Raw genomic sequence first — 18,628 nt, 5'->3', positions numbered from 1 at the left:
GGTCTCCCCTGTCTCGCTTTCCCGCAGGAGTCGCCGCCTTCCGCTCCAACTCAAATATGCTGTCAATCTCTATTTCCTTTTGTTCCTAATCATTTAAATACTTTCTTGCCCTGTCATCCTGCAGCCAACAATCCACCGCGTGGGTCTCAGATAAGCCGGTCGTTGCGGGATAGATGCGTTCACATACTTCCATGGCGAACGGGCATCTCGCCGTGAACGGACAACCGATCGGCGGAGAAAATAGATCCGGCGGGGTCCCTTCGATCGGCTGAAGTTCCTCTTCCTTCAAGTCGAGCCTCGGCACAGAAGCGAGAAGCCCTTTTGTGTAAGGATGTTGCGGTGTATAGAACACTTCGCGCTTATCGCCGATTTCAATCACTTTCCCTGCGTACATGACCGCAATCCGATCTGCGATTTTCGCCACAACCCCCAAATCGTGCGTGATGAGAATGATTGAGACGCCCGTACGTTCCTGAATCTCTTCAAAGAGTTCTAGAATCTGTGCTTGGATTGTGACGTCCAGTGCAGTTGTCGGCTCATCTGCTATTAGCAGTTCAGGCTCACAGATCAGAGCGATTGCAATGACAATCCGCTGACGCATCCCTCCGGAAAACTGATGGGGATATTGTTTCATTCGTTCATCGGGATTTGGGATACCGACCACTTCCAGCAAGTTGATCGCTTTTTGAAGTGCCTCGGCTTTACTCACTTTTTGATGGGTCCGCAACCCTTCCGTCAACTGCTCGCCGATTTTAAGTGTCGGGTTCAAGGCGGTCATCGGATCTTGGAAGATCATCGAAATGTCGACCCCTTGCACCTTTCTCATCTCGGATTTATCGAGCTTCGTCAAATCTTTCCCTTTAAATAGGACTTTTCCATTTTTAATGCGTCCCGCAGGTTTTGGAATGAGTCCCATGATCGTATTCGCGGTGACGCTTTTTCCACAGCCCGACTCCCCGACGATGGCAAGAGTCTCCCCTTTATACAGATCGAACGAAACGCCGCGCAGAGCTTGTACTTCACCCCCGAACGTCTTAAAAGATACATGCAGATCCTGAACGGAGAGCATGACATCCGTAAATGTTTTAGCACGCTTACGCGATCGTTTCGGGTCTGGCGCAATCGCTGTTCCGCCTTGATTTTCATCAATCGGTGCAAATTTTTTCATATCCAAACCTTTCACCCCCTCAGTTTCGGATCAAGTGCATCTTGCATACCGTCTCCGAGGACGTTAAATGCAAACATTGTCATTGAAATGAAGAACGCTGGGAAGAACAATCTCCACCAATGTCCTGATAAGATGACAGGCAATGCGTCATTCGCCATAACCCCCCAGCTCGCAACAGGCGCCTGGATGCCTAGCCCGATGAAGCTTAAGAAGGCTTCCGCGAAAATGGCGCTTGGCACAGTCAATGTCATTTGGACAATGATTGGTCCCATTGTATTGGGAAGCAAGTTCTTCCGAATAATTCTAGGTGTTCTCGCTCCGAAAGATTTCGAGGCAGTAACAAATTCATAGTTTTTGATTTGCAGCACCTGCCCCCTGACAATACGGGCCATTCCGACCCATCCGGTGATCGTCAGCGCAACGATGATCGTCGTCAGGCTTGGACCCATGATGACCATTAACAGAATGACGACAAGCAGATGAGGAAGCCCATAAAGGATTTCAATGATCCTCATCATGACGGTGTCCGTCCTTCCGCCTTTATAACCGCTAATTCCGCCGTAGATGATGCCGATGAAAAAGTCGATCAAAGCGGCGGCAACACCGACGAACAGTGAAACGCGGGCGCCATGCCAAGTTCTCGTGAAGACGTCCCATCCTTTGTCGTCCGTTCCGAACCAATGTTTCGAAGATGGCGCCAAGTTCTGGTTTGCATATTGCGTTGTTTCTATATTATGTGGTGATAGAATCGGAGCAAAAATTGCGAACAATGTCAGAATAATTAAGAATACTAGCCCACCCATCGCCAATTTGTTCTTCCGCAATCTGCGCCAGGCATCCTTCCAATAGGAAAGTGATGGACGTACGACTGATTCCGCTTTCTCCGCATCTTTCCCTATTGGTTTGAACCATTCATCCGGGACTTGAACTTTTTGCTGATGACTTACCATCACGCATCACCTTCCTTTCGGTGAAGTTTAATGCGCGGATCAAGGAATCCATAGACGATATCTACTAAAAACAACATGAATACGAGGAACGCGCTATAGAATACGGTCGAACCCATGATGACTGGGTAGTCCCGGTTATTGATGCTCTCGACGAAGTATTTTCCCATGCCCGGTATCGCGAAAATCTTTTCGATGACGAATGTTCCCGTCAAAATTCCCGCAAGCATCGTCCCCATGATTGTGACGATCGGCATAAGTGCATTGCGCAATGCGTGCCGAAGGACGATGCGCATCGGCGATAATCCTTTCGCCCTCGCCATTTTCATATAATCCTGCGTCAAGACTTCCAACATGCTCGACCTTGTCAGACGTGCAATGATTGCCGTCGGACCTGTGGCAAGCGCCAATGTCGGCAAAATCATATGGAGAGGGCTGCTCCACGTAGCAGGCGGGAGTAGATTCCAGTTGACCGCCACTTGCTGGATCAACACCGTCGCCAATACGAAGTTAGGGACGGATATCCCGATAACAGCGAATGCCATCGCCGCATAATCGATGATGCCATTATGTCGCAAAGCAGCGAATGTCCCTAATGTAATCCCCGATATGACAGCGACGAGAATCGTCACCATCCCAAGCTCGAATGAAATCGGAAAGCCTCTGGCAAGTAATTTATTCACAGACTCGTTCGGTTTTTTAATGGAAGGTCCAAAATCGAACGTCGCAATTGACTTTAAGTAGTGCACGTATTGCACATGTGTCGGTTGATCTAGCTTATAGAATTTCTCCAGATTCGCCTGGATTGTCGGATTCGATGTCCGCTCTTCGTCGAACGGCGAGCCTGGTATCGAATGCATTAAGAAAAATGTCAGTGTCGCGATGATGAGGATTGTCGCAATCATCATGAAGAATCTCTTAACTATGTAAATTGCCACGCGCCACTCCCCCTTAGCAGAACTTTGTTTGCATTGCCAACTCGACCATCACGAGCATTGCCCGGTACGCTTCGAGAATATCTTTCGCTTCAAATTTCACGATGGTTGTATCCGGCTCGATTTCACACCCCGGCATGAGCGCGGCCCATTCCGCTTGACCATAGTTCGTGAATTCAATTCGTAAAACCGGGTTTGCCGGAGGTACGAGCGGTTTGATTGCTAAACGTTTAGTAATCGCTTCTGCAGTCTTTTCCTCGAGTAATGCATGCGCCTTTGTCGGATGCAACGTCTTGACAGCGGAACGGGAAATCGACTGCTTGACAGCGGCGGTCACAATCCCAGGAATCAAGGCTTGCGCTTCCATACATGCACGATCATCCCCGGCGACCATGATGACAGGAACTCCGTAATGACCCGCTACATATGCGTTTAAGCCAAGCTCGCCGATGGCCACGTCATTGATATGCATATTCCTGACGCCAAAGGTCATTGAATGGCTCATGACACCTGGCTGACCTGCCCTTGCGTGATATCCGGCAAAGATAGCACCGTCAAATGACTCATCCAGTGCCTGCACCATAGAAAACGCTTTCATACCACCGGTTATCAAATCTGCGTCAGGATGTAACTCCTCCAAAAGCAGATTGTTCATTTGGGAATGGCTATCATTCACAAGGACTTGTTCAGCTCCTTGTCCGATCGCCGCTCGTATGATAGCGTTTGCTTCCTCTGTCATAATACGCCGCGCACGTTCATAATTATGTCTGGCAGAATCGACAAATGTGTAATCAGGCAGCCCTGTGATCCCTTCCATATCAACTGATACGTAAATCTTCATTTCTATTTCCCCCATCTCTCCATCTCTCTGAATTAATAGCCTAGTCTGTTAATTGGTAAGTTTAATCCTATCAAATTTTTAAGAATATTACAATATGATTTCAAAAATTAAAACCGCCACCCAGTTTCCCGGATGGCGGTTGATTATCAATCAGAACCGATAATTACTTATTCACTTACACCCAAATCATACAAGTATAGATCAGTGCCTGGGTCGATTGAGTAGTTAACAACGCGCTTGTTAACGCCCATTAGGTAGTAACGGTATACAGTTGGGGCAACCGGAACTTCTTCAGCCATAAGCGCTTGCCATTGTTTGTAGATGTCTTTACGGTAATCGGAGTCAAATGCCTTCTCAGAAGTACCTGCTGCAAGAAGCTCATCGTTCTTCTCGTTTGTGAAACGGCTGTAGTTGAATGCAGCATCTCTACCGTATAGGCCAGATGGATCTGGGTCAGAACCAGTTCCCCATGCTCCTTGGTAGATGTCGATTTTCGGATCGTCAGCTTTAACCATATCGTAGAACGAGTTGAACTCGTGTAGACGTCCGTCAAGAAGTTGTACTTTAATGCCTACGTCAGCCCAGTTTTGCATATACCACTGTGCAATCGGCTCAGCAGTTTCTCCGCCGGACATAGAAGCGAAGTTAAGAACGAATTCCTCACCTTTGTCATTTTCGCGGAATCCATCGTTATTTGTATCAACGTAACCAGCTTCGTCAAGAAGCGCTTTCGCTTTTTCAGGATCATAAGATGGTGTTTCAAGGTCCGCATCATGGAAGCTTGCGAATACAGGAATGATCAATGATGTTGCAGGGAAACGAAGACCGTGGTAAAGTTCTTTACCGACTGTTTCGTTGTCCATTGCATACCACATAGCTTGACGAACAAGTTTGTTAGCCATTTTAGCATTTGGATCTGTTACGTTTGTTTTCTTTTCAGGATCCCATTTACCAAGTTTGAACCCGATATATGTGTATGCATAGTCAATATCCGCAAGAAGCTCGATATTGTCGATTTCTTTTGCATTTAGATATTGATCAACTGGGATTGAAGCAATATCAGCATCGCCTTTCTTAAGTGCTTCAAGGATAGAAGCGGAGCTTACAACTTTCAAGACCATTGATTTAAGATTAGGTTTACCTCTCCAGTAGTCATCATTGCGGACGTATAGGACAGATTCACCTGGGATGATTTTTTCAACTTTGTAAGGACCGAAGCCGATTGGGTTCACACGGATTTTATCGGAAGCTTCAAGTTCTTCGATTGTAATTTCGCCAGTCATGACATCCCCTACGTGGTGCCTAGGTGTTGCATATGACCAAAAACCAGACAATAGGGATGGTGTTGCTTCTGTGAATGTGAATGAAATTTGCTTCTCATCCTCTGAAACTTCGATACCAGAGATTTCTGTTGTTTTTCCTGCATTGTAATCCGGCATACCAACAACGTTTTCAATCATGAAATCGTAACGGTCTCCTGTGTAATCAGGGTGACCAAGCAATTGGTAAGAGTAAAGAAGGTCACTTGCTTTTACCGGCTCGCCGTCATGCCATTTTACCCCGTCTTTGATTGTTAACGTGATTGTTTTATTGTCTTCTGAAATTTCGTAAGTAGCTGCACCGTCATTAGTGATCAAGTAGTCACCATCTGAAGATAGTAGAGCCTCATCGAATTTCTCGATAACTTGAGCGTCAAATGTCCCTGAGTAGAACACACGGCTAAGCGTACCTTCAAACGGAGTGTCTGTTACCATAGCCCATGTCAATTCGCCGTCTGCCATTGGCTCAGCCTTGTTCGTTACTTCGAACGGGAAATCAAGGCCAGCGTTTGGATCTTCTTCCACTGGGTCTTCCGTTTTTGTTTCCTCTGTTTTCTTTTCTGGATCTTTTGCCGGTTCTTTATCACCAGCGCCTTCTTTTTCTTTGCCAGTACATGCAGCTAAAAATACGCTGAGAACAAGCAACAGACTCGCAAGTAGCATAAACTGCTTCTTTGCCATTTGTATTACCTCCCCTTATTTTTTAGGCCAATCTTTGCCTTGCATCAGACGCGCGTTTCACCGCTTGCCCGATGTAATTTATACACAGCATCATTACTAAGATCAGTAATGCTGCAGGTAACCAAACCCACCACTTGTTCTTTATAATATCGGGATTCCTTGCGAACGAAATCAACGTTCCAAGTGAAGGAGTTCCAGCGGGCAGGCCGAATCCTAAGAAAGTCAGCCCTGTCTCTATCCCGATATTCCCAGCAAGCGAAAGTGTCATATTAACTATGACGAGTGAACTCAAGTTAGGGAACATTTCGAAAAACATGATCTTCCAACTTGGAGTTCCTAATGTCTTGGAAGCATTGATATAATCAAGCTCCCGTTCCTGTAAAGCCCTGGAGCGGATAAGCCTTGCTTTTCCGAACCAGAAGAAAGCACTCATAATCAGAATGAATGTGAAAACATTATAGTTTGGAACAATTGTTACAAATACGATGATGAACATCAATGTTGGCAATACCATCAAGAATTCCAGGATACGCATCATGACATTATCCACGCCACCTCCGTAAAATCCGGAGATCAAGCCGTATGTCAAGCCAATCAACCCGGCAATGAGTGTGACTGCAACTCCGATTGTAAGCGAGTTCCGTGTCCCGATCATCAACTGGCCAAACACGTCCCGTCCTCCGTCATCTGTCCCTACCCAATTATCTAAGGAAGGCGGCTTCCAGACGTTAAAGAAGTTCACTCGCGTCAATGCTGTTTGGTCAACGAATAATGGCGAAATGTAAGCCGATAATACGATGATTGTAAACAAAATTAATGAGCCTAATGCCATTTTATCGTGCATTATTTCACGCCAAATCGTACGCAAAAGCGATGGATTATTTAGTTTTTCTTGAGCAATCAATTTTTTTTCATCTATGACTGGATTTGTCATTACTTTCCCTCCTCTTCCTTCTCTTCATCTTCTATTCAATACGTATACGAGGATCGACAATGCTGAGGATAATATCCGATAGCAAAGTCCCTATGATTACGGCAGTACCAGAAACCATGACGAGTGCCGTAACGACAGTGAAATCTCGTTGCGCAATGGATTGAAGGAAAAGTTGTCCGAGACCGGGATAACTGTAAATGGATTCAATGAATATTGAACCGGAGATTAGACCTGTGATTTCATACCCGAGAAAAGCCGCAATCGGCAATAGGGAATTCCGCAAGATATGGCGAGTGTACACCTTGCCCTCAGGGACGCCTTTAGAACGGGCAGTCTTTACATAATCCTTGATCTTCTGGTCAATAATGTCATTCCGTAAATATTGGATCGTTCCGAATGTACCGATTAAAGCACCTGACATAACCGGCAAGAATAAATGCTTGGCTCTGTCGACGATATATTCCCAGCTTCCTGGATCTATCCGTATATTTCCGCTTCCTCCAATCGGGAACCATCCTAATATGAAAGAGAAAAGGAAAAGCATCAATAAGGCGAAAATGAATAGGGGTGTCGCAAAAGCAAAATAGTTATAGGTTACGATCATTTTATCCGCCCATGTATCTGTCCATCTTCCCGCTACAATTCCTAGCGGTATGGCTAACAGATAGATGACAATACCCGTAAATAATGATAGGAGTACTGTGTTTTCGACCCTGCCTGCCAATAATGATGTTACAGGCTGTTTATGGACATATGACTGTCCGAAATCACCTTGTACCGCGTTTCCAATCCACCGCCCATATTGTTCGTACCATGGATCGTTCAGCCCTAATTTTTCACGGATCTTCTCTACCTGCTCCGGTGAAACGTTAGGATTTGACATGAACGCTCCCGTTACCGCATCACCCGGCATCGCTTTTGAAAGCATGAAGATGATGAGACTGAGGAGGATGAGCTGCGGAATCATGAACAATGCTCTTCGTAAAATGAATTTCAACATTTACTTCATCCTCCTTATAGCATGGCGACGGAATGCGTATCCGAGACTCTCTTCAAGTCGAACATCCGCCCATCTTTGTCGAAGTAGTTATTATATTCAGTTTGGTATTCCTGATTGATTGCCTGACGTAAATGCATCTTCTCGAAACGTTTTTCTGGATTCATTTCTGGAATCGCTGCAATCAACCGTTTTGTATAGACGTGCTGTGGGTTGTTGTAGATATCGGATGCCGTTCCTTCCTCTACGAAACGACCTCGATACATAATGCCAATCCGGTCGCACATATGCTGGATGATCCCTAAGTCATGCGAGATAAATAGATACGTCAAGTTGAACTCCTCTTGGATTTCCTGCATGAAGTTCAATACTTGTGCCTGAACGGATACGTCCAACGCGGAAACCGGCTCATCCGCAATGATCAATTTCGGATTTAATGCGAGTGCACGCGCGATCCCGATTCTTTGCCTTTGACCGCCTGAGAATTGGTGAGGGTATTTATAGATCGATTCAGGGCTTAAACCAACACGTGCCACCAACTCTTGTACTCTCAGCAACTCTTCCTTCGGAGATAGTCTCTCAAAGTTACGGAGAGGCTCCGCAATGATATTCAATACATTTTTCCGGCCGTTCAATGAAGAATACGGATCCTGGAAAATCATCTGAATATCTTTCGTGTAATTGCGTCTTTCGGCCCTGCTTAGTTTAGCAAGGTCCTTTCCTTCAAACAACATTTCCCCACTAGTCGCTTTATTCAAGCCGATAAGCGCACGTCCGGAAGTCGTCTTGCCGCATCCCGACTCTCCAACTAGTCCGTAAGTTTCGCCCGGCTGCAATTCGAAGCTGATGCCATCGACGGCTCTGACATGATCTACTACTTTACGGAAAAAACCGCCCCGAATCGGGTAATGTACTTTCAAATCATTAACTGTTAGTAGCGACATATTCTTTCTCTCCTACTCTGTCCTCCGGGAAGTAGAACGTTTTATAGCATGAGCATCGGACAAAATGGTTCGGTGCCGCTTCATGCATTTCCGGTATCTCCTCATGGTCCTCTTCAGGAATCCATGCGATCCGCGGTGCGAAACGGCACCCTTTGCGGTCGAGGTTCTGAATGGATGGAACGATTCCATCAATGACATGCAATTTCTCTTTTCCTTCCATATTGGAAGGGATCGAATTCAATAATGATCTTGTATATGGATGCAGTGGGTTTTCAAATAGGTCTTTGACATCCGCTATTTCAACGACTTCCCCTGCGTACATGACGACGACACGGTCTGCCATTTCAGCAACAACTCCGAGGTCATGCGTAATCAGGACAATGCCTGTTTTCATCTGATTTTGCAGTTCTTTCATTAAATCCATGATTTGTGCTTGAATCGTAACGTCCAAAGCTGTCGTAGGCTCATCCGCCAGTAGAAGAACCGGGTCGCATGCAAGTGCAATTGCGATGACGACACGTTGTCTCATCCCACCCGATAATTCATGCGGATATTGCTCATAAACGCGTTGTTCGTTTTTAATACCTACCCGCCGAAGTAGTTCCAATGTACGCTTCTTCTTTTCACTTGCAGACAGTTTCATGTGATAATCCATCGGCTCTTCGATCTGCCGTCCAATTATCGCGAGCGGATTCAAAGCGGTCATCGGATCTTGGAAGATCATTCCGATGTCTTTCCCTCTTACTTTGTCCAACCGCGACCGTGTTAACGTCAGTAAATTTTGTCCGGAAAAGTTCACTTGCCCTTCAAGCTTCGTTGCTTTCCGGTCATGCAGCCCCATTACTGAAAGGGCCAATGCACTTTTACCACAACCCGACTCACCGACGATTGCAACGACTTCGTTTTCGTGGACTGTAATGGAAACTCCATCTACCGCGGCATAATAGTCGCCCTTAATATTGAATGACGTACGAAGATCTTTTATTTCCAAAACCGGGTTTTTCAATAGAATTTCCTCCTTACAAACTGACACATTACCGAATAACTAATATTCAGACTTTATTCGAAGTTATTGAACTCAATATACTACACATCATAAGTCCTGACAATACTGTTTTTTTAGAATATCTAAATCTTGTATTATTTCTAATATGACAAATATGTTACAAACGTTGCTAGGTAAACGTTTTCTTAATGATTTATGAAATTAAAATATTTTTCGTTTATTCGTCCTGCACAATAAAAAAACAGGAAGAAAAAGCCATTGTTATATGACAATAGCCTCTTCTCCTGTTTACTTATTCATTTCATATGATTAATTTGATGAACTCGCAGCCGAGGAAGCCGCAACAGCCGCAACTGTTGCGGCCATCACCGCCTGTTGCGCCTGCAAGATCAATTCGACGGATGCGGCAAGACTGACACTCACCTCATCGGCTCTTTCCGTCAACCCATGCATCACATGGCCGATAGCGACTGACAAAGCCATTCCCTTGTTCCATTTAAACCGTTTCGATTGTTCCAATTGCTTTGCAAGGAGGATGATATCATCAATTTTCGCGTCCTCAACCTCAAAAACTGTCAGGAATCCGACCATTGGATAATGGATTGGCTTCGCTTTTAATTCCTCACGGAGCCTCTCGTAAAGTTCCCAAGCCCTTTTAACAAGCCGTGGCTGGAAAGCGATATCCATATACGTCATCACTTGCGACAGCCACTGAAGCTCATTGCCCGTCCGGAAGCCCTCTTCATGCAACGCATCGTAATAAGAACGCATCGCCTTGGCATGTTCTACGGGGTCTTCCCCCATTTTTCCGAGCAAAACTGCATACGCATAATCATCATCGGATGTAAGAAAGTAATGCTGTTTTTTCATCGCATCGTATAGTTTTTTTGCACGGTTCGCCTCTTCCTCTAGTCTTGCGCTATCATCGTCCATAAGTAGCGCGGCAAGATAGGAATGAATCGTGTTCCGGAACCCGGCCTGCTTCAAAGCCCGCTGCTTATCCATCAGACGATCGGCTTCCTCTTCCACCGAGTCGTCGGCTTGCGTTAGAAATGCAGCCATTATCGGCAATAGATGTCCGCGCAATGGTGAAAACCAGCCTGCCCTTTCCTTTAAGGCGGCCATGGCGCGGTTGAAATCCATAGCATTAAACTCTTTCTCCGCCGTCACATAATACGAAGTGATCGTCAACACAACATTCTTGTCGACGCTCCAGCCCGCCAAAGATTTAACTTTGTCATATGTCGTTTCCACTTCCTGCCTAATCATATCCATGCCGTACAACTCCTTTGCTATATGTACGTCATAGGTGCCTAAAAGGTTTCAGTGTTAATTGACAATTTCAACTTTCCCTGCACTAGTCCCCACTAATTTGCGGATTTTTTCCAATTCATCCCGATGAAAAGCTCCGACAATCGCGCTCCCGACTATAACGCCGTCCGTATGGTTGCCCATTTCCCTTACTTGTGTCGGTGTCGAAATGCCGAACCCAGCCAATACCGGCACAGTACAGATCCGCTTGACACGCTGCAAATGAGAGTAAATATCCTCACCGAAATCATTCCGCGCACCCGTAATTCCATTAACGGTAACGGCATATAGAAACCCTTCCGCGCTTTCCGCTATCCTTGCAATCCGTTCATCAGGGCTTGTCAACGACACGAGCGGAATCCATGCGATATCCGTCTCTCTCAGTTCATCGCGAAGCGGCCCGCTCTCCTCAAGCGGCAAATCTGGGATGATCAAGCCATTAATCCTCACCTGCTTGCACGCTTCGACAAATTGCGACACGCCGTACGCCAATACCGGATTCAAATATGTCATAACGACTAAAGGTACCTTCACTTCACCTTTGCACCGTTCAAGCTCCTCCAACACGTTCCGCAGCGTCACCCCATCCGCAAGTGCCCGTGCTCCCGCCTGTTGGATCGCCTCCCCATCCGCCACCGGGTCCGAAAACGGGATGCCGATTTCAATTGCTGTCACACCGGCTTCCTGTAAAAAGAGCAGCTTCTCCTTCAGCGATCCGAGCCCTCCATCGCCAGCCATCATATAAGGCACGAACGCCTTTTTTCCTTCGTCATTACATTCACGGATTCTCTTCTCCAACGTCTTCATTCCGCTCCACCTCCAAGCACATCACGAACCGTCTGCATATCCTTATCCCCGCGTCCCGACAAACAGACGACGACAATTTGGTCCTTCCCCATGCCTTTCGCCAAATCCACTGCAAACTGGATGGCATGCGCACTTTCGAGGGCAGGGATGATTCCCTCCGTCCTTGAGAGCAATTGCAAACCTTCCAGCGCTCCCGCATCCGTCACGGCTTCATATTTCACCCGGCCGATATCATGCAGGTGACAATGCTCCGGTCCCACTGCCGGGTAATCAAGCCCTGCCGAAATTGAATGCGCTTCTTGGATGAAACCGTCCTCGTCTTGCAATACATACATATACGCCCCATGCAATACGCCTTCCTTCCCGTCCGCAATCGCAGCCGCATGAAGCCCTGTCTCCACTCCACTCCCCGCTGCTTCGACACCATATAGCGCAACTCCCTCATCGTCGACAAACGGATGGAACATGCCGATCGCATTGCTCCCGCCACCGATGCACGCAACAACCGCGTCAGGCAAGCGCCCTTCCTTCTCCACAATCTGCCGACGCGTCTCCACGCCAATCACTCGCTGGAAATCACGCACAATTTCCGGGAATGGATGCGGGCCGAGCGCAGATCCTAATATATAATGCGTATCTTCCACATTCGCGACCCAATAGCGAAGCGCTTCATTGACGGCATCCTTCAATGTGCCAGATCCCTTGTCGACCGACACGACCTTCGCTCCAAGCAGCTCCATCCGGAACACATTCAGCTCCTGTCGGCGGATATCCTCTTTCCCCATAAAGACGACGCACTCCAGACCGAACAGCGCGCAAGCCGTCGCCGTCGCCACACCATGCTGCCCGGCACCCGTCTCCGCCACGATTTTCCGTTTCCCCATCCGCATAGCAAGCAGCGCCTGCCCGAGCGAATTATTGATCTTATGGGCACCTGTATGATTCAAATCCTCACGCTTCAAGAATATCTTTGCGCCACCGACCTTCTCCGTCAACCTCTCCGCAAAATAAAGCGGATTCTCCCTGCCGACAAAATCCCTCAAATAGTAATCCAATTCCTCAGCAAAAGACGGATCGGCCTTCGCCTCCCCATACGCATTCTCCAATTCAATTAATGCAGACATCAACGTCTCCGGCACATATTGCCCACCGAACTTCCCATACCTGCCTTTTCTCGTCTCTACCGCCATCTCAGCTCTCCTCCTCTTTCACTGCGCGAATGAATTCGCGGATCAACGTTGGATCTTTCTTTCGCTCAATCTCCACCCCGCTCGACACATCCACCATGTATGGACGAACTTGTCGAATCGCTTCCTTCACATTTTGCGCATTCAACCCGCCCGCCAAAATCAGGCGGCCTGTTGGCACATCCTGCTCCACCAGACTCCAGTCAAACACCTTTCCACTTCCGCCTTTGAATTCAACGCCCGGTGTATCGAACAAGACATACTCCGTCTCATAGTTAGACACTTTCGCTACATCTTGACTGCCACGCACTGATAATACTTTAATAGAAGGAAGTCCAACTTTTTTAATGAATTCTGCCGTCTCATCACCATGATATTGCACATAATCGAGCGGCACTTCCCGAAAAGCCCGCTCCAGTTCCTCTTGCTCTGCATTGACGAAAACCCCAATCTTCATGACGTGATCCGGAACAAATCGTGCCAGTTCCTGCGCTTGCGCAATCGCGACACGGCGTCTGCTCGGTGCAAATACGAATCCGACCGCATCCACACCTGCTTCCACCGCGGCTATTACATGCTCAGGCTCCATCAACCCGCAAATCTTCACTTTCGTCATAGCGGAACACCTGCCTTCGAAACTTGCAACGAACGGAGCGAGTCTTCAACGGAAGCGCTCCGCATAAGCGATTCTCCAACTAGGACAGCGCTCGCTCCGGCTGTCGCTGCCCGTATTGCATCTGCCGCGTCCATGATTCCGCTTTCGCTGATGAATATGCGGTTTTCATTGAACGGAAAATGCTGTGCTACCTCTTCTGTCCTTGCAAGATCCACTTCGAACGTTTTCAAATCCCTGTTGTTGACGCCAATCAGTTTTGCGTTCACTGAGAGGGCACGGTCCAGTTCTCTTGCATCATGGACTTCCACTAGCACTTCAAGTCCTAGGTCCGTTGCATAGTTATGAAGCCTTTGTAATGTCGCATCATCAAGCGCTGCCACGATGAGTAAGATGACGGATGCACCCGCCTGTTTCGCACGATCGATCTGCACTTCATGAATAATAAAATCCTTGCAGAGCAACGGTATTTTTACCGCTTCAGCAACCGCTGCTAAGTCTTCGTATGAACCTTTGAAAAAGGTGGAATCCGTCAATACCGAGATGCACGCCGCTCCTGCTTGCTCATAAGCCTTTGCCTGTGCGACCGGATCCGTATTTCCCGCTATCATTCCCTTCGAGGGGGATGCGCGTTTCATTTCCGAAATAACTTCCAGACGATTTGATTGCTTTAGCGTTTCAAAAAGAGAGGGCCGTTTCGACATTGTTTCACATGAAACGACACGTCCCTCCATTAGCAGCTGTTTCACTTCAAGCCGTTTCGTCTGTAAAATCCTTTCTAAAATTGTCATCGCACCATCGCCTCCTGCCTGATTTGTTCGCTGAATGCGACGACAGCCTCCAATTTCCGGAGCGCATTGCCTGAAAGAATGCTGTCAGTCGACCGTTCAATACCCTCCTGTATGGAATCCGCAATGCCGTTCGTGAATAACCCTAAACCTGCATTGAACACAACCGTGTCAAAGCGAGGACCACGATCGCCTTGCAATACGGAACGTATCATTGCAGCATTCTCCTCCGGGGTTCCACCACGGATTGCTGATAGAGGTGCATAGGATAGCCCTACATCTTCTGCGTTGAGTGAGAAAGGAATCAAGTCTCCTTTATCCATAAGGACAAATGAGTTCTGCCCAGCAAGCGACGCTTCATCAAGTCCGCCCGCCCCCGATACGACTAGCGCCCGGTCCCTGCCAAGCATCCGTAGGACAGACGCATATTCCATAATAAAATCGGGGCGGTTGATGCCTGTAAATTGAGTGCTTATTGGAACTGGATTCGTCAGCGGACCAACAAGGTTGAAAATCGTCGGTTTCCCAATCTTCGCGCGGACCATGCCGATCCGTTTCATTTTCGGATGGACGATCGGCGCGAACAGAAAGGCAATTCCTTCCTTATAGAGCATCCTGCTCATATCGTTAGGTGTAAAATTAGAATGGATGCCAAGCGAATCGAGCACATCCTGACTGCCCGCCGCGCTTGTGATCTTCCGATTGCCATGCTTCGCCACATTCACGCCGGCGCCAGCAAGGACGAAAGCCGATGTCGTACTAATATTGAATGTGTTCAACCCGTCGCCACCCGTTCCGCAATTGTCCAAATAACGGGCTGCCGGGGCTTTGAATTCAACGGCATGAGACGTCATGACCGAAGCCAGTGCCCCCACTTCCGTAGCTGTTTCTCCTTTCTTGGATAAAGCGATAAGAAACGCCGCCATACCCTCTATGCTTGCTTCCTCTGAAAACATCCGATTGGCCGCATCCTCCATCTCTTCATATTGTAAGTTCCGGCCTGCCTCTACTATTCTCGTATAAGTTTTCACTGCTCATCTCTCCTCTTCTAGTCTTTTGTTTTATTTCAAAGCCTCGAGTAATGAACGGGCCTTGTTCACTGTCTCCTTATATTCCAGGGCCGGCACGGAATTCTTCACAATCCCAGCCCCTGCTTGCACGGTCGCCACCCCGTCCTGCACAGTCATCGTCCGAATCGTTAATGCAAAATCGATATTGCCGTTCAATCCTATATAGCCGATTGCGCCGCCATACAACCCGCGCGGCTCATCTTCCAGCTGTGAAATGATATCCATCGCAATCTTTTTCGGTGAACCGGTCACTGTTCCTGCAGGCAATGTCGCCTTCAATGCGTCAAGCGCATGCAAGCCCGGTGCAAGTGTCCCTTCCACTTCTGAAACGAGATGCATGACATGCTCGTAGCGGACGGTTTCCATGTATGTTGATACGCGGATGGACGATGATTCACAGACCATATCCATCTCTTTCTTGCTTTCTTCAACTAACATGTCATGCTCCGAAAGCTCTTTCGGATCTTTTCGCAGCTCTTCTTCTAAAGTCTTATCTTCCTCTTCGCTTCGCCCTCTTCTCCTCGTTCCCGCAATCGGATTCGTTATGACCCTCCCATCCGTCACCCGGACAAGACTTTCTGGCGAGGCGCCGATGACGGTTTGATTGCTGAACTCCATATAGTACATGTACGGCGAAGGATTCTTTTTACGCAGTTTTCGATACAGAGCGAACGGGTCGCCATCGATATCTGCTTCAAGCTTTCGCGAGAGGACGACCTGCTCAACCTTGCCTTTTTCAATGTATTGCTGCGCCTGCCTGACCCGGTCTTCAAATTCTTGTTGTGAAATTGCGCATCGGTAATCGGAAACGGATACTCCCTTCTCTTCTATTGTTGGACCCGACGTAATGGTCTCCGCCAATGCATCCAGGTCAGGTTTGGCGTATTCCGGGTGTATTTCCGTATGCAGCAACGTCACTTCGTTTTGTAGGTGATCATAAATGATGACCGTATCGTAAATATTGAAATAAACGTCAGGCTGTTCATCGAAATAAACCGCAGTAGCCTCCGCCGCTCCGTATCCGACATATCCGACAGCACCGCCCATGAACGGGTATTTTCCATGCTCCGCAATCCGCGGCATCAACCTTTTGAGAAGCGTATATAAATTCCCTTCATGTTCGTATGTCCTCTCCGTTGCATACACAAACTCTTCCAACCGGCCATTCCCTCCACGATACGCCTTCACTGGATCCACCCCGATGAACGAATACCGCCCCGACCGCTCATGCTGCGACGAGCTTTCCAATAAAAAACGGTGTCGGCCTTGCAACCGTCTGAAAATCAGGATCGGCGTCAGCGAATCTCCTTCAATTTTCTTCTCTGTAATACGCAAACTCGTCTTTTCCATCTCATCTCTCCTCTTCTCATTGTTCGTGTGTAGTTATCGATCATTTCCCGGGAGTTATCGGTCACTTCGGCGGAGTTATCGGTCAATCCGCCGCTGTTATCGGTCACTTGACGGAAGTTATCGTCATTTCAGGATCTTTTGCCTAGCCTCCTTCTTCGAATTAAAACCTTTTATTTGTCAAAAGCATTTGGCGCGACTGAATTTGGAGAGCACGTTTCATTTTCCCGCGCTACCGAGGACGTGGAGCCAGCTTTTTACTAAACGACATTCCAATTTCGCGCTAAATGCCCTTAACAAATTAAATCCTTGATCTCCTTTCTTAAAACTCATGAAAAACAAAAAAGCCCTCTGCAAAAGGACAGAAAAGTCCAGTTGCAGAGGACGGATTACCCGCGTTGCCACCTCTATTTGAAGCCAAACAGCTTCCACTCGGCGCGCCTAAAAAAGGCACTTCCCGTAACGTAGGAAAGACGTCCACCTGGAAAACTCCAGATAGCTCTCATAAGTCCATTCACAACGGACGCGAATCAGTTTCCACCACCCACTGACTCTCTACATCGCGCTTCCGATGCTACTCCTCTTATTCAACAATTTCTCAGCTATGCTCTTCTCAACTCGGCTCATCTGTTCCTGGGCGGCGCCGCTCCCGGCACCTCTACCCTCTCCGAACAAAAAAGTTGTTTTAACCTTACTATTCATTCAATCAATTGTCAACCTTTCGATAATATATGTAATCCGCCGACTTTGTAAACTCGCAGCCCAAGCTGTACAATAGTGGGAAAGAAACTCGAAAATAGGTGAACCCAATGCGAATCAATAAATTTTTAAGCGAAGCCGGCATCGTTTCCAGACGCGGTGCAGATAAATGGATTGAAGACGGGCGCGTCACCATCAACGGCAAGCCAGCCGAACTCGGAAGCAGAGTCGAACAGGGAGATGAAGTCCATGTCGACGGCAAACCCGTGAAAACCGAGGAGCAACTCGTCTATATCGTCCTCAATAAACCTGTTGGCATTACAAGTACAACTGAACGTCACATCGAAGGGAATGTCGTCGATTTCGTCAACCACCCGCTCCGCATCTTCCATATCGGACGGCTCGACAAAGACTCAGATGGCTTACTGCTTCTGACGAATGATGGTGATATCGTGAATGAAATCCTACGGGAAGAACACGGCCACGAAAAAGAATACATTGTCACCGTCGACCGCCCGCTCACTAAGGAATTCATTCACAAAATGGAATCCGGCGTCGAAATCCTAGACACAATAACAAAACCATGCAAAGTGAAACAACTCGGTCCCCGAAAATTCAACATCACGTTGACACAAGGGCTGAACCGCCAAATCCGCCGCATGTGTTCAGCACTCGGCTACAACGTCAGACGCCTCCAGCGCACCCGTATCATGAACATCCATCTCGGCAATCTACCGATTGGGCAATGGCGCGACTTGACGGATAAGGAACTGAAGGAAATGTTTCAAATGCTTGATTATGAGCCCAAAAGATGAAGACAACCATGGTAATACCAATAAAAGGCGATACATATTGTGCTAGTGCAATATGTATCGCCTTTTATTACAGGCATCCATTATTATTACAGAATATATCAATCCCGTTATAAATATTAAAAGAGAGCGCATCCTGTTTCTTTTTCATAGAATTACCTTTATAATGCGCACTAGATGATTTTCTTAAAGGAAAATTATACTTCTAGCTTAAGGAAGGAG

17 protein-coding genes and 1 other annotated feature are annotated in these 18,628 nt (G+C 47.4%); of the genes, 1 reads left to right on the top strand and 16 read right to left on the bottom strand.

All coding sequences use genetic code 11. The features are described 5' to 3' along the window. Positions 1-85: 85 nt before the first annotated feature. The 16 genes from OC538_RS11700 to OC538_RS11625 all read right to left on the bottom strand — a co-directional run bounded on the left by OC538_RS11700 (position 86) and on the right by OC538_RS11625 (position 16,898). Positions 86-1,069 (bottom strand): ABC transporter ATP-binding protein, encoded by a 984-nt coding sequence (locus tag OC538_RS11700; RefSeq protein ID WP_251695913.1) that lies wholly within the window; start codon positions 1,067-1,069, stop codon positions 86-88. Positions 1,070-1,179: 110 nt separating this feature from the next. Then, positions 1,180-2,118 (bottom strand): ABC transporter permease, encoded by a 939-nt coding sequence (locus OC538_RS11695; protein WP_251695915.1) that lies wholly within the window; start codon positions 2,116-2,118, stop codon positions 1,180-1,182. Beyond that, entirely contained in the window at positions 2,118-3,053 is a 936-nt protein-coding gene (locus OC538_RS11690; RefSeq protein WP_251695646.1) for an ABC transporter permease, read from the bottom strand. Before OC538_RS11690 ends, OC538_RS11695 begins: the two co-directional genes overlap by 1 nt. Positions 3,054-3,066: 13 nt before the next feature. After that, the gene (locus tag OC538_RS11685) at positions 3,067-3,891 is read right to left on the bottom strand and encodes a M55 family metallopeptidase (protein WP_251695647.1); all 825 of its coding nucleotides are present in this window, start codon (positions 3,889-3,891) and stop codon (positions 3,067-3,069) included. 167 nt (positions 3,892-4,058) lie between these two features. Beyond that, the gene (gene opp4A / locus OC538_RS11680) at positions 4,059-5,891 is read right to left on the bottom strand and encodes an oligopeptide ABC transporter substrate-binding protein (RefSeq protein WP_251695648.1); all 1,833 of its coding nucleotides are present in this window, start codon (positions 5,889-5,891) and stop codon (positions 4,059-4,061) included. A gap of 22 nt (positions 5,892-5,913) precedes the next feature. Continuing rightward, positions 5,914-6,825: an ABC transporter permease gene (locus OC538_RS11675; RefSeq protein WP_251695649.1), complete on the bottom strand. Its 912-nt coding sequence runs from the start codon at positions 6,823-6,825 to the stop codon at positions 5,914-5,916. 31 nt (positions 6,826-6,856) lie between these two features. Continuing rightward, on the bottom strand, positions 6,857-7,825 hold the full coding sequence (gene opp4B, locus OC538_RS11670; RefSeq protein ID WP_251695650.1) for an oligopeptide ABC transporter permease: 969 nt from the start codon (positions 7,823-7,825) through the stop codon (positions 6,857-6,859). Positions 7,826-7,839: 14 nt separating this feature from the next. Continuing rightward, a complete protein-coding gene (locus OC538_RS11665) occupies positions 7,840-8,766 on the bottom strand; it encodes an ABC transporter ATP-binding protein (RefSeq protein ID WP_251695651.1) in 927 nt (308 codons plus the stop codon). After that, complete coding sequence (locus OC538_RS11660) at positions 8,747-9,772, bottom strand: ABC transporter ATP-binding protein (RefSeq protein WP_285847184.1); 1,026 nt, start codon at positions 9,770-9,772, stop codon at positions 8,747-8,749. Before OC538_RS11660 ends, OC538_RS11665 begins: the two co-directional genes overlap by 20 nt. Before the next feature lie 309 nt (positions 9,773-10,081). Continuing rightward, positions 10,082-11,047 carry a DUF4003 family protein gene (locus OC538_RS11655; RefSeq protein WP_251695653.1) on the bottom strand — a complete coding sequence of 322 codons (966 nt, stop codon included), beginning with the start codon at positions 11,045-11,047 and terminating at the stop codon, positions 10,082-10,084. Positions 11,048-11,101: 54 nt separating this feature from the next. Further along, positions 11,102-11,890 (bottom strand): tryptophan synthase subunit alpha, encoded by a 789-nt coding sequence (gene trpA, locus OC538_RS11650; protein WP_251695655.1) that lies wholly within the window; start codon positions 11,888-11,890, stop codon positions 11,102-11,104. Continuing rightward, positions 11,887-13,080, bottom strand: a complete 1,194-nt coding sequence (gene trpB / locus OC538_RS11645) for a tryptophan synthase subunit beta (RefSeq protein ID WP_251695657.1) — start codon at positions 13,078-13,080, stop codon at positions 11,887-11,889. Before trpB ends, trpA begins: the two co-directional genes overlap by 4 nt. A gap of 1 nt (position 13,081) precedes the next feature. Continuing rightward, positions 13,082-13,693, bottom strand: a complete 612-nt coding sequence (locus tag OC538_RS11640) for a phosphoribosylanthranilate isomerase (RefSeq protein ID WP_251695659.1) — start codon at positions 13,691-13,693, stop codon at positions 13,082-13,084. After that, positions 13,690-14,481 carry an indole-3-glycerol phosphate synthase TrpC gene (trpC, locus tag OC538_RS11635; RefSeq protein ID WP_251695660.1) on the bottom strand — a complete coding sequence of 264 codons (792 nt, stop codon included), beginning with the start codon at positions 14,479-14,481 and terminating at the stop codon, positions 13,690-13,692. Before trpC ends, OC538_RS11640 begins: the two co-directional genes overlap by 4 nt. After that, the gene (gene trpD / locus OC538_RS11630) at positions 14,478-15,509 is read right to left on the bottom strand and encodes an anthranilate phosphoribosyltransferase (protein ID WP_262175577.1); all 1,032 of its coding nucleotides are present in this window, start codon (positions 15,507-15,509) and stop codon (positions 14,478-14,480) included. Before trpD ends, trpC begins: the two co-directional genes overlap by 4 nt. A gap of 30 nt (positions 15,510-15,539) precedes the next feature. After that, positions 15,540-16,898, bottom strand: coding sequence for an anthranilate synthase component I family protein (locus tag OC538_RS11625; RefSeq protein ID WP_262175575.1), 1,359 nt, complete (start codon positions 16,896-16,898; stop codon positions 15,540-15,542). 374 nt (positions 16,899-17,272) lie between these two features. Further along, positions 17,273-17,495, bottom strand: a binding site (T-box leader). Positions 17,496-17,704: 209 nt separating this feature from the next. Here OC538_RS11625 and rluF point away from each other — a divergent pair. After that, complete coding sequence (gene rluF, locus OC538_RS11620) at positions 17,705-18,409, top strand: 23S rRNA pseudouridine(2604) synthase RluF (RefSeq protein WP_262175573.1); 705 nt, start codon at positions 17,705-17,707, stop codon at positions 18,407-18,409. Positions 18,410-18,628 lie beyond the last annotated feature (219 nt).

The organism is Saccharococcus sp. Marseille-Q5394 (assembly GCF_946901335.1).
Taxonomy (GTDB): domain Bacteria; phylum Bacillota; class Bacilli; order Bacillales_A; family Planococcaceae; genus Sporosarcina; species Sporosarcina luteola_C.
The sequence above is the reverse complement of the archived record's forward strand: the minus strand, read 5'-3'. Positions and strand labels throughout refer to the sequence as shown.

Excerpts from the sequence above, each read along its gene's own strand:
- OC538_RS11675 (WP_251695649.1), bottom strand. The coding sequence starts at position 6,825 with ATGACAAATCCAGTCATAGATGAAAAAAAATTGATTGCTCAAGAAAAA.
- OC538_RS11665 (WP_251695651.1), bottom strand. The coding sequence starts at position 8,766 with ATGTCGCTACTAACAGTTAATGATTTGAAAGTACATTACCCGATTCGG.
- trpC (WP_251695660.1), bottom strand. The coding sequence starts at position 14,481 with ATGACAATTTTAGAAAGGATTTTACAGACGAAACGGCTTGAAGTGAAA.
- trpB (WP_251695657.1), bottom strand. The coding sequence starts at position 13,080 with ATGGCGGTAGAGACGAGAAAAGGCAGGTATGGGAAGTTCGGTGGGCAA.
- OC538_RS11700 (WP_251695913.1), bottom strand. The coding sequence starts at position 1,069 with ATGCTCTCCGTTCAGGATCTGCATGTATCTTTTAAGACGTTCGGGGGT.
- OC538_RS11640 (WP_251695659.1), bottom strand. The coding sequence starts at position 13,693 with ATGACGAAAGTGAAGATTTGCGGGTTGATGGAGCCTGAGCATGTAATA.
- OC538_RS11625 (WP_262175575.1), bottom strand. The coding sequence starts at position 16,898 with ATGGAAAAGACGAGTTTGCGTATTACAGAGAAGAAAATTGAAGGAGAT.
- trpA (WP_251695655.1), bottom strand. The coding sequence starts at position 11,890 with ATGAAGACGTTGGAGAAGAGAATCCGTGAATGTAATGACGAAGGAAAA.
- rluF (WP_262175573.1), top strand. The coding sequence starts at position 17,705 with ATGCGAATCAATAAATTTTTAAGCGAAGCCGGCATCGTTTCCAGACGC.
- OC538_RS11685 (WP_251695647.1), bottom strand. The coding sequence starts at position 3,891 with ATGAAGATTTACGTATCAGTTGATATGGAAGGGATCACAGGGCTGCCT.
- OC538_RS11655 (WP_251695653.1), bottom strand. The coding sequence starts at position 11,047 with ATGGATATGATTAGGCAGGAAGTGGAAACGACATATGACAAAGTTAAA.
- OC538_RS11695 (WP_251695915.1), bottom strand. The coding sequence starts at position 2,118 with ATGGTAAGTCATCAGCAAAAAGTTCAAGTCCCGGATGAATGGTTCAAA.
- opp4B (WP_251695650.1), bottom strand. The coding sequence starts at position 7,825 with ATGTTGAAATTCATTTTACGAAGAGCATTGTTCATGATTCCGCAGCTC.
- opp4A (WP_251695648.1), bottom strand. The coding sequence starts at position 5,891 with ATGGCAAAGAAGCAGTTTATGCTACTTGCGAGTCTGTTGCTTGTTCTC.